The following is a 9,651-nucleotide window of genomic DNA, read 5'->3' on the forward strand; positions in this document are numbered from 1 at the left end:
AACGCTTGCCGAAGGGCACGACAAGATTGAAGGTTTTCATGCATTGATGCATGCCATCCGGGACAAGGTGGACTACAAGGTCGGCGTCACCGAGACGCACGCGCCAGCAACGGCCGCGCTTGCTGCCGGTGAAGGCGTCTGTCAGGACCACGCCCATATCTTTCTCGCCGCAGCAAGATCCATCGGTATTCCGGCCCGCTATGTATCCGGCTACCTCCTTCTGGAAGATGAGCAGGTATCGGAAGCCCATCATGCCTGGGCAGAGGTGCTCATCAGTGGACTTGGCTGGACGGGCTTCGATATTTCAAATGCCATGTGCCCCACAGATCGCTATATCCGCCTGACAGTAGGATTGGACTCCAGATCGGCTGCTCCAATACGGGGCATCCGGTTTGGCGGTCTGGAGGAAAACCTTGAAGTTGAAGTCGATGTGGCTCAGGCCGCTTTTCAACAGCAGCAATAGCTGTCATGTTCCTTGCTCCAAAGACCAGGTTCACTGGTTGAGATAACGTCGCAGAAAGATGACTGAGGGGCTTTTGGATGACCTATTGTGTCGGCATGAAACTGGATCGCGGCCTGGTGTTCGCGGCGGATACCAGAACCAACGCCGGTGTCGACAATATCTCGACTTTCAAGAAGCTTCATGTCTGGGAGGAACCTGGCGAACGGGTAGTTACGCTGCTTTCCGCAGGCAATTTGGCTGTCACACAAGCTGTCATTTCGCTGCTTAGCGAACATATCGCCTCGGCAGACAGCGATAAGGCCACCCTGATGACCGCCAGAACCATGTTCCAAGTTGCCCGACTGGTCGGCAGCGCCGTCAGACAGGTTAAGGAGATCGATGGCGAAGCGCTCGCCACAAATGCCGAAAACTTCTTCGTCACTTTCATCCTGGGCGGTCAGATCAAGGGCGAGGAACCCAGAATGTTCCAGGTCTATGCCGCCGGAAATTTCATCGAAGTCTCGGAAGACACGCCTTATCTGCAGATCGGCGAGCACAAATACGGCAAACCGATCCTCGATCGGGTCACCCGCACAGACATGCGTCTCGGTGAAGCGGCGAAGCTGGTTCTGATTTCCTTCGATTCCACCCTGCGGTCCAATCTTTCAGTCGGGATGCCGATTGATATGCTGCTTTACAACACAGATACGTTTTCAACCGACCGCCAGATCCGGATCGAACAGGACGATCCCTATTTTCAGAAGTTGTCCCGTGGTTGGTCGGACAAGCTTCGAGAAGCCTTTGCCGATTTAGAGGAATTCAAGGTCTGAGTTTCAGATCCCGCCTGTCAGAACGCCGTCACAATACGGAAATAAAAGCGGCGCCAGTGTATTCGGAGCCTGTTTCCAATGAGCAATCTCAGTTCTGCATCCGAGCTTGAGCCCGTTATCTGGACACGTGAACCGGCTCAGGAGCCGCTGGACGCCAATGATGGGGCGTTGAAGGTGGTGCGTGACCTGATCAGGGACGGCAAGCGAACACAACTGGTCGAATTGCTAAAGCGATGGGACCCTATCGATGTCATGCAACTGCTGACACGTCTCCGGCTGAAACATGCGCGCAAGCTTTTTCAATGGCTTCCAGCAAATCCGTCCATCAAGGTCGTCGCCGAATTGCGTCCGGAATTCCGATCGATCCTGATGGAGGAATCAACGCTTGATCAGTTTCGCGACATTCTGGCGGGCCTCGATCCCGAGGATGCGATTGAAATCCTCAATGAATTTCCGGACGACGTTGCAGACCAGCTGATTGCGCGCCTTCCCGATGTCGAGGACATTGGCACCCGCGCTTCCTATGCCGACGACACCGCCGGGCGGGTGATGGCGCGCAAATTCGTCGCCCTGCCAGAAACATGTACGGCGGGCGAAGCCGTCAGCCAAATGCGTGCAGAGGCGAACAGGATCCGAAAGATTTTTACGGTCTATGTCACGGATGCTACCGGAAAACTGACTGGTACCGTTGAAGTCGGAAAACTTCTGCTGGCCCCGAGCGAAACGCCACTCGGCAAGATCATGAACCGTGATTTCGTTGTGGTTTCCGCAGATACGGACCAGGAAGAGGTGCTGCGCCTTGCCCGTAAACGCGACATGCGCACAGTGCCTGTTGTGAGCGGCGATGGCGTGCTCATCGGACGGGTCACGCCGAAGCAGCTCACCAGAATCGCATCGGAAGAAGCAAACGAAGATATGCTGCTGATGAGCGGTGTTTCGGCGGAAGCCCGATCTGATGACACGGTATTCAGAATTGTCCGAGGTCGCCTACCCTGGCTACTCACCGGTCTTGTGGGTGCCAGTGTCGCGGCAACGGTTGTTGGATCCTATGAAGATCAACTTGCCGAAGCCGCAATTCTCGCAGCCTTCATTCCCGTTATCATGTCCATGGCCGGGAATGCGGGACTTCAAGCGTCCGCTGTTGCAGTGCAAGGCATTGCCACTGGAGCCCTATGGACCGGTGACATCTTTTTTCGACTGATGAAAGAGCTGGTCGCCGCTCTTTTCAACGGTGCCATCGCCGGCTCAATCCTGTGCTGTCTCGTACTTATCGCATCAACTGTCGTACCGATCGATGACCCGTTCCGGCTGGCGCTTGCAACATCCCTGTCGCTGCTCTGTGTAACAACGCTCGCAGCAATGGTCGGTGCAACCATTCCTCTCGTGCTCGACAAGATCGGCATCGATCCAGCAATGGCAATCGGCGTTTTTATCACGTCGTCCAACGACGTGCTTGGTGTCCTGATATTCTTTCTGATGGCTACAACGTTCTACCTGGGCTGAACGTCGTATGGCCACATGCGACTGCCAGGGCCCGCACCCAAAGCTGAATTATCTTTCAAATCAGAATCTTATGGAAGAGTAAGCTCTCTTACCGTTCGTTCAAGATCAGAGATGCCGCGTCGAATTCGGTGCGTTTGTAAGCTCGGATCTGAGCCGCTTCAGCGTCATCTCCCCAGCGGTCTATGTTGAAATCCTCTTCCACATGTGCAGCTTTCCAGACATCGTCTGCACTCAAACGCCCCTCATTCAGAGCCAATGCCAAAAGGGCCGACCCGGTCAGGCTTGTGGCCGTGTGAAGGGCAGCAAGACGCAAGGGGGTCTCGCCTGCGATACGTGCCCTGTAGGCTTCCAGGAGTGCGTCCGGCTGAGCCTTGTGCATGATCCCTTCAATCAGGACAAATCTGCCGCCGAGCAGATCGCCCGCCCATTCCACCACAGGGTCCCAGAGATTGCGCTGCTGATCCACAAGGCTTTGCGGATCGTCAGCCCTATAGCAAAGGGCGTCATTTCCAGCAAATTTGGTGATATCTTCCGCGACTTCATCAAATCGAACCGAAACAGCATCCAGGGCGGAATTGGCAATGCGTGTCAGCGGCATTGCAGCCGGATTGATTTCCTTTTCCTGCGACGCCCATTCAGCGGCAACTGCAGCGCCAAGCGCCTCATTTGGCAAAAGCAATGTCGCTTTGCCAGGTGTTTTCACCTGTCGGCCATCCAACTGGATGGCAAATCCATCCTCGGTCGCGACATACGTTGCTTCTTTGTAAAACCGCTTCGGCAGTTCCCGTTTCGAAAGTTCGCGGGCACGCTGCTCAGGGTTCTTGGCGGCATCTTCATGCAAAACTTCAATAAAGTCACGCATCAGACTGTTTCCTCGTCAAATTTCAACAAATCAGCTAAAGACTGATCAAGTTCATCAAAGCTGTCTATTATCCGGTCTGCACCTTCATTGGTCAGTCGGGAATGATCGTGGTAACCCCATGTCACGCCAATGGCATGAGCTCCCGCTTCCTTGGCCATGGCCATATCGAAACCGGTATCGCCTATGACAAGCGTGCGGTGCGGTTCGGCTCCCGTTTCAGCCATCGCTCGCAAGATCATATCCGGATGCGGTTTTGACGGCGAAGTATCGGCTGTCTGTATCGTTACGAACCGGTCATGCAGGTCGTGTGTATCCTGCATATGCCTGACACCGCGCAACGCCTTGCCTGTTGCGATACCAAGGAGAATATTCTCCTTCGCATGAAGGCGGTCGATTGCCTCTTTGGCACCTGGATAAAGCGGATCGATATCAAGTCCCTGTTTGCGCCGAGAGATCTTGGACTGCCTATAGGCTTCCGCCATCACCGGAACTTTGTCGGTATGGTTTGGCCCGACAAGATCCGCAAAGGCTTCTTCAAGTGAACGCCCGACAATCGACAGCGCTGTCTGACGATCCGGCATGGGCATTTCAACGGCCTCGAAGCCGACTTTCAGGCCATGATAGATGGTGTTCTGGCTGTCAACCAGCGTGCCGTCCACGTCAAAAATGATCAGGTACATTGAGAGCCTTTAGATGCGACTGCTGTCTGCCCCGCATGTGCCGGGTTTTAACCTCACGGTCAAGGTTCAAGAGAAAATTGAGCACCCGGTTCATCCTTGGTGAAGCGCAGTTTGATCAACTGATTGCACCGTTGAATTTGGTTGTTTTTGCACCAAATCGCCCAATTCACCCGGGTAATCATCAATTTTCCCGGCCTGCCTGAAAATTGCCTCCTTGCGATGATTATGGGGCGCCGACACGAAGCGTAACGTTCGGTTAACCATGTTTGTAAACGCCATGGTTACCATAAACAACGATACTTCAACGCTTGGATGGGCACGATCGTTTGGGGCAATTTCGCCACCAAAGACTGCGTGAATTGCAACGTGATCCAAGTGGTCGCGGGTGTCCGTTCGGTTTCGAGAATATGACCAAGAGTGGTTCGCCTGAATGTTTTTGAAAAATCGGCAGATTAACAAGAAGACCACCGCGGCCGGTCTCACCAGAAGTTGGTTGGTCTATTCAGGCATCACTGGAATTCCCGCGATCATAGGCGCACTGGTTGTCCTTCTGATGATAGTTGGGTCGAAACTGGTACCAAATCACTTCATAACCACCCCGCCTGCTACGTCCGATTTGCTCAACCTGGCGAATGCGAAACCTGCGCCATTATTCACTGCAACGGCACCGATTGACGAAGAAAGAATTGCAAATGCGGTCGAAGCCGCGCTGGCAGTCCGCTCATCTGTTGCTGAAACGTCGGTAAAATCGGTACCTTCCAAGGCGACAATCGGAAATTCGGAGAGGGAAGCGGCCAAAAAAGTTCTTGCCGCAAAACTCGCTGGTCAACAGTTGGCGCGCGCTCTTTTAACCGCTCAATCCGAAACCTCCGGACGGTACGAAAACCTGACAAAAGTCGGTGTCTTAGCAGCAGCAGAAAAAGAAGAAGTCCCATCTGCTTCGGAAATCTCCGCTGAAGTCGCAACGATCGCGGCATCGGCAAATCCTGTCGAAGAGACATCGGAAACCGAGGCAGACGGCATGCCGGCAGATGCGATCACGCTGGCCAACCTTCGCCATCGCACCCCGAAGCTCAAACCGCGCGTATCGCGGCAACAGGCACCTGCCGTCGCTTTGAAAAACAAGGACGAAACGGGAAATAAGGCACCGGTTCTAGCCTATGCCACACCTGGAGACCCGACAAAGGACAATGCCGGTGTTTTCAGCGGCATCGGCAAACTGTTCAGCAGTTCCAGCTCCGGATATCGAAGACGCGGTATTGCCGTCTATGACATCAGCGCGGCCACCGTTCACATGCCGGATGGGTCAAAACTGGAAGCCCATTCCGGTATCGGTCACCGGAAAGACAACCCGAAACATGTTCATGTGAAAAATCTCGGTCCAACGCCACCCAATATCTATGACCTCAAGATGCGGGAAAAACTGTTCCACGGCGTCGAGGCGATACGTATGACCCCACGCGATGTCGCGGCTATGAAGGGACGGGACGGAATGCTTGCCCACACCGCACTTCTACGCAGCGGGAACGGATCTCATGGATGTGTTGCGTTCAAGGATTACGACAAGTTTCTGAAAGCTTTTAAATCTGGCAAAGTTAAAAAGATGATCGTGGTTCCGTCCATGAGCGAATTGCCGACCTATATGGCAGCCCTTTAGGAAAAACCCGGCGAATGGCCGGCTTGCAGCCAGTACGCGAATTGGCTATGCCGCTTGGGTCAAACCACCAACAACCCCTCCCGGAGCTGTCTGTGACCAAAATCATCCTGCTTCTGCTGCTTCTGATTGCCGCAATCCAGGTGATCAAACCACTCGGCTGGCCTGGTCTGAAAAAACGCGCCGACGCCTGGAAGCTGGTTGCGGGCGTTGTCGGTGTCACTTTTGTTTCGGTAATTCTGAGTGCATTGTTTCAAGGGCTGTGAACCCTTCCCTGTATTCTGACGCCCAAATGGCTATACTTGTTTCAAGAGGCTTCCTATGACACCCCGAACAACTCTTCATCTTGTGTGCGGGAAAGTCGCCTCCGGCAAATCAACCTTCGCCAGGAGCCTTGCGGTGAAGCTGGGCACCGTTCTCGTTCAGGAAGATGTCTGGTTGTCCGGCCTTTATGCAGATGAACTGTCAACGCTCAGGGATTATGTCCGGTGTTCTGAGCGACTTAGACAGACGATGAAGCCCCATATCGTCGAGTTGCTGCAAAACGGGCTGAATGTCGTCCTCGATTTTCCGGCAAATACGCTTGAAATCAGGCATTGGATGAAGACCCTAATCGAGACAGCCGAATGCGACCACCAGCTGCATGTCTTTGACGTTTCAGATGACGTCTGCAAAACCCGCCTCAGGTCCAGAAACAAATCCGGCGATCATCAGTTCTCGGTAAGCGAAGCAGAATTTGACCGGATCAGCAGCCATTTCCAGCCTCCTTCGGAAGAAGAAGGCTTCAAAATGACAGTCTATTCCAGCCAATAATTTTTCCGCGAGCGTCACCAACACCAAACGCACGACTGATGTCATTTTCGGGAAAAGTAGCAGCCTGGCAAAATCGTGCCTCAATCCTCCGAAGCCGCTTCCAGGCCTTAGAACCTGATGATTTGCGCAGGTTCACCGCTTTGTCTCAACTTTTCCCATGTGGCAAAAAATTCGTCCGCGATTTCCTGATCCGCGTAAGTCCTCGTAACACCCGAGATAAAACAACTCAGTATGAGCGCCGGCATAGCGCACCTTGTCGGAGAACCCTTCTTCTTTGAGTATTTGCCAGCCACTATCTCGATTTGAAAAGACGGCATCAAGCCTGCCTGCGGCCAGTTTACGAAAGCCCCCAGCGTTATTCGGCCTCTTATCTATCTCGAGTGCGCAGCAGGACGACTGACACTACCGCTTGATCAGCGTCTCATCCGGATCATCGGCTTCCGGATCGTAATCGGTTGCATCAAACCCAAGCAGGTTCCAGGTCTGCTGCATATGCGGAGGAAGAGGTGCCGACACATCGATGGAACCGTGCCCAGACGGATGCGGTATCACGATCCTGCGCGCCAGCAGATGTAACCGGTTCTGAATACCGCCCGGAAGCTCCCAGTTCTCGATGTTGAAATACTTGTCGTCGCCAATAATCGGATGGCCGATATGGGCCGCATGCGCTCTGAGCTGATGCGTCCGGCCTGTCACCGGTTTCATGGTCACCCAAGAGAGTTTCTGCGCAGATTGCTCAAAAACGGAATAAAGCGACACGGCATGCTGCGCGTCGTCATCGCCCTGGCGCACGACTTGCATACGCTCCTCACCCTCGCTGCGGGCAAGGAATGTCGAGATCCGACCTTGTTTCGGCTTTGGAACGCCTGCCAGCATCGCCCAGTAGATTTTGCGCGTGTTGCGGTGACGGAACGCTTTTGTCAATTCCTGAGCGGCCTGGCGGGTTCTGGCGACCAGAATGATGCCGGAGGTCTCCCGGTCAAGGCGGTGCACAAGCCGTGGCTTGTTGCCTTTGCGGTCGGTAAACGCCTCCAGCATGCCATCAAGATGGCGCTTCAAGCCAGATCCACCTTGCACGGCAAGACCGGCCGGCTTGTTGAGCACCATCACCTGGTTGTCTTCAAACAGAAGCATATCCTCGATCGCCTTGCGGTCATCGGCAATCAGTTTGGTCGATTTCGGTCTGGCGTTCTTCTTGTCATCCGCAGGCAGTTCCACACCCAAAGGCGGAATGCGAACTATCTGCCCCTTGGCGATGCGGGTATTGGATTCTGCCCGTTTGCCATCCACACGCACCTGTCCCGTGCGCAGGAGCTTTTGCAGACGACCAAATCCTAGCCCCGGATAATGGGCCTTGAACCAACGGTCGAGGCGCATGCCCGCTTCATCAGCGGTCACTTTTTTCTGTTCAATCGCGGACATGTTTTTCTCAAATCTGGCGGCAGACCGGCGGGCCATCTCGCCTCAAGAAGTCCCGTAGCACCAGCCTGGGACCCAAAACGTTCCGGTGCGTATAGGCGGATTTGCCCTGAAATGAAAGGGAAACTTGGTCGAAGCCTAAGATGCGACCTGCCGCATGATCATCAGGCCTGCGAACACGGCCATGATCGAAAGAAGAACAGAAGCGAGCACATAGATCAGTGCAAGATGGGTGTCTCCACGTTCCCACAGAACCGAAGTGTCGAGCGAAAACGCCGAGAAAGTTGTAAAGCCCCCCAAAACACCGGTAGCCAAGAAATACCGGACTGTCTGCACATGCCCGAAATCGGATTTGACCAGCCAGCCGATCAAAACTCCCATCGCAAAGGATCCAACGACATTGACCGTCAAGGTGCCCACCGGAAACCCGGTTCCGAACATCCGTATTGTGAAAAGCGCTACCAGATGCCGGGCCCCTGCCCCCAGGCCGCCACCCAGCATCACAAGAAGAAGATGTTTCAAGTGATCATTCCTGCTTAACCGCGTGGTCCCGGTGTCGCCGTTTCTGGCTCAGGTTCTTTCGCAAGCTTCTCAAATACCTTGACCTGTTCATCATATTTCGGATCGATCGTCCCGCAGACCCGATCCCAGAAGGAAAAGAAGTTGGCAAAATTGTATTTGAAGCGCGAATGGTGCTGGTCGTGAAATGTGACGCAGACCATGGGAGACGGCATGCGGGACAAAGGCGAGGCATAGAACTCGAAGCCGGAATGCCCGATGGTGCCGTTGAAATGATCCCAAAGGCGATGCACGATCAACACCTCAACCGGTATCGGCAAGATGATCACGGCCCACAAATAATAGCTCTGCATGACGAAAGCGTCGATCGGGTCGTCCGAATAGGTGCTCCAGACAGTCGGCGCGACGGATCTGTGGTGTTCCGCATGAAAACGGTAGAGCCACTTCGTATGCATCAACCTGTGTCCCCAGTAGAACCAGGTGTCAAAGGCCACGACGGAAACGGCGAACATCAGGATCGCCGACCACCAGGTGAGAGGCAGCGGAGCTACAAGCGTCCAGCCCTTGAGCGACAGAAAGATACCGACGGCAAGGCACCCGGCGGTAACCGTGAGCGACAGGACGCTCGCACGGATTTCCTTCCGCATGCGTTTCTCGCCACGCCTGTGTTGTTGAATACGCCGCTCCGGATGACGGTTCTGGATCTTGACCAGCACCCAGCCGGTCGCAAAATACAGGAACAGGTTTATCCCGTAGCAGGCCGCGTAAATCGGCAGAAATTCAAGAAAAACCGTCAGCGCCTGATCCAGCATATCGTTCAATGATTCCAGTTAGTCGGTTGGCTGACACAATCGAGACTTCATGTGCGGGCTTACCCGGTTGCCTTTACCTTGGTGTCTTCCGTGTCCGGAATTTCGCCGGTTTCTTCC

At 54.2% G+C, this 9,651-nt stretch carries 12 protein-coding genes; 6 read left to right on the forward strand and 6 right to left on the reverse strand.

Annotated features, from left to right (window positions below):
- The 3 genes from K5905_RS18920 to mgtE form a co-directional block, all read left to right on the forward strand.
- Nucleotides 1-463, forward strand: a 463-nt coding sequence (locus tag K5905_RS18920; RefSeq protein WP_297586613.1) for a transglutaminase family protein, incomplete at its 5' end; no start/stop codon positions are given.
- Between the two features lie 77 nt (nucleotides 464-540).
- Nucleotides 541-1,272, forward strand: coding sequence for a proteasome-type protease (locus tag K5905_RS18925; protein ID WP_297586615.1), 732 nt, complete (start codon nucleotides 541-543; stop codon nucleotides 1,270-1,272).
- Between the two features lie 78 nt (nucleotides 1,273-1,350).
- The gene (gene mgtE / locus K5905_RS18930) at nucleotides 1,351-2,775 is read left to right on the forward strand and encodes a magnesium transporter (RefSeq protein ID WP_297586617.1); all 1,425 of its coding nucleotides are present in this window, start codon (nucleotides 1,351-1,353) and stop codon (nucleotides 2,773-2,775) included.
- A gap of 88 nt (nucleotides 2,776-2,863) precedes the next feature.
- Here the strand turns inward: mgtE and K5905_RS18935 are convergent, their stop codons facing one another.
- The 3 genes from K5905_RS18935 to K5905_RS18945 form a co-directional block, all read right to left on the reverse strand.
- Nucleotides 2,864-3,637, reverse strand: a complete 774-nt coding sequence (locus tag K5905_RS18935) for an ATP12 family chaperone protein (RefSeq protein ID WP_297586618.1) — start codon at nucleotides 3,635-3,637, stop codon at nucleotides 2,864-2,866.
- Nucleotides 3,637-4,317 carry an HAD-IA family hydrolase gene (locus K5905_RS18940; protein WP_297586619.1) on the reverse strand — a complete coding sequence of 227 codons (681 nt, stop codon included), beginning with the start codon at nucleotides 4,315-4,317 and terminating at the stop codon, nucleotides 3,637-3,639. The genes K5905_RS18935 and K5905_RS18940 overlap by 1 nt, the downstream gene beginning before the upstream one ends.
- Nucleotides 4,318-4,407: 90 nt before the next feature.
- Nucleotides 4,408-4,692 (reverse strand): hypothetical protein, encoded by a 285-nt coding sequence (locus K5905_RS18945; protein WP_297586620.1) that lies wholly within the window; start codon nucleotides 4,690-4,692, stop codon nucleotides 4,408-4,410.
- 55 nt (nucleotides 4,693-4,747) lie between these two features.
- Here K5905_RS18945 and K5905_RS18950 point away from each other — a divergent pair, with 55 nt between their 5' ends.
- The 3 genes from K5905_RS18950 (at nucleotide 4,748) to K5905_RS18960 (ending at nucleotide 6,784) form a co-directional block, all read left to right on the forward strand.
- Nucleotides 4,748-5,974, forward strand: a complete 1,227-nt coding sequence (locus K5905_RS18950) for a DUF2778 domain-containing protein (protein ID WP_297586621.1) — start codon at nucleotides 4,748-4,750, stop codon at nucleotides 5,972-5,974.
- A 92-nt stretch (nucleotides 5,975-6,066) separates the two neighbouring features.
- Nucleotides 6,067-6,237 (forward strand): hypothetical protein, encoded by a 171-nt coding sequence (locus K5905_RS18955; RefSeq protein WP_297586623.1) that lies wholly within the window; start codon nucleotides 6,067-6,069, stop codon nucleotides 6,235-6,237.
- Between the two features lie 55 nt (nucleotides 6,238-6,292).
- Nucleotides 6,293-6,784 (forward strand): ATP-binding protein, encoded by a 492-nt coding sequence (locus tag K5905_RS18960; RefSeq protein WP_297586625.1) that lies wholly within the window; start codon nucleotides 6,293-6,295, stop codon nucleotides 6,782-6,784.
- A gap of 402 nt (nucleotides 6,785-7,186) precedes the next feature.
- Here K5905_RS18960 and K5905_RS18965 read toward each other — a convergent pair whose 3' ends face one another.
- The 3 genes from K5905_RS18965 to K5905_RS18975 all read right to left on the reverse strand — a co-directional run bounded on the left by K5905_RS18965 (nucleotide 7,187) and on the right by K5905_RS18975 (nucleotide 9,534).
- Nucleotides 7,187-8,206: an RluA family pseudouridine synthase gene (locus tag K5905_RS18965; RefSeq protein WP_297586627.1), complete on the reverse strand. Its 1,020-nt coding sequence runs from the start codon at nucleotides 8,204-8,206 to the stop codon at nucleotides 7,187-7,189.
- Nucleotides 8,207-8,341: 135 nt separating this feature from the next.
- Complete coding sequence (gene crcB / locus K5905_RS18970; protein ID WP_297586629.1) at nucleotides 8,342-8,725, reverse strand: fluoride efflux transporter CrcB; 384 nt, start codon at nucleotides 8,723-8,725, stop codon at nucleotides 8,342-8,344.
- Nucleotides 8,726-8,739: 14 nt separating this feature from the next.
- A complete protein-coding gene (locus tag K5905_RS18975; protein ID WP_297586630.1) occupies nucleotides 8,740-9,534 on the reverse strand; it encodes a sterol desaturase family protein in 795 nt (264 codons plus the stop codon).
- Nucleotides 9,535-9,651 lie beyond the last annotated feature (117 nt).

It is taken from the genome of Roseibium sp., from assembly GCF_025698965.1.
In the GTDB taxonomy this organism is placed as follows: Bacteria; Pseudomonadota; Alphaproteobacteria; order Rhizobiales; family Stappiaceae; genus Roseibium.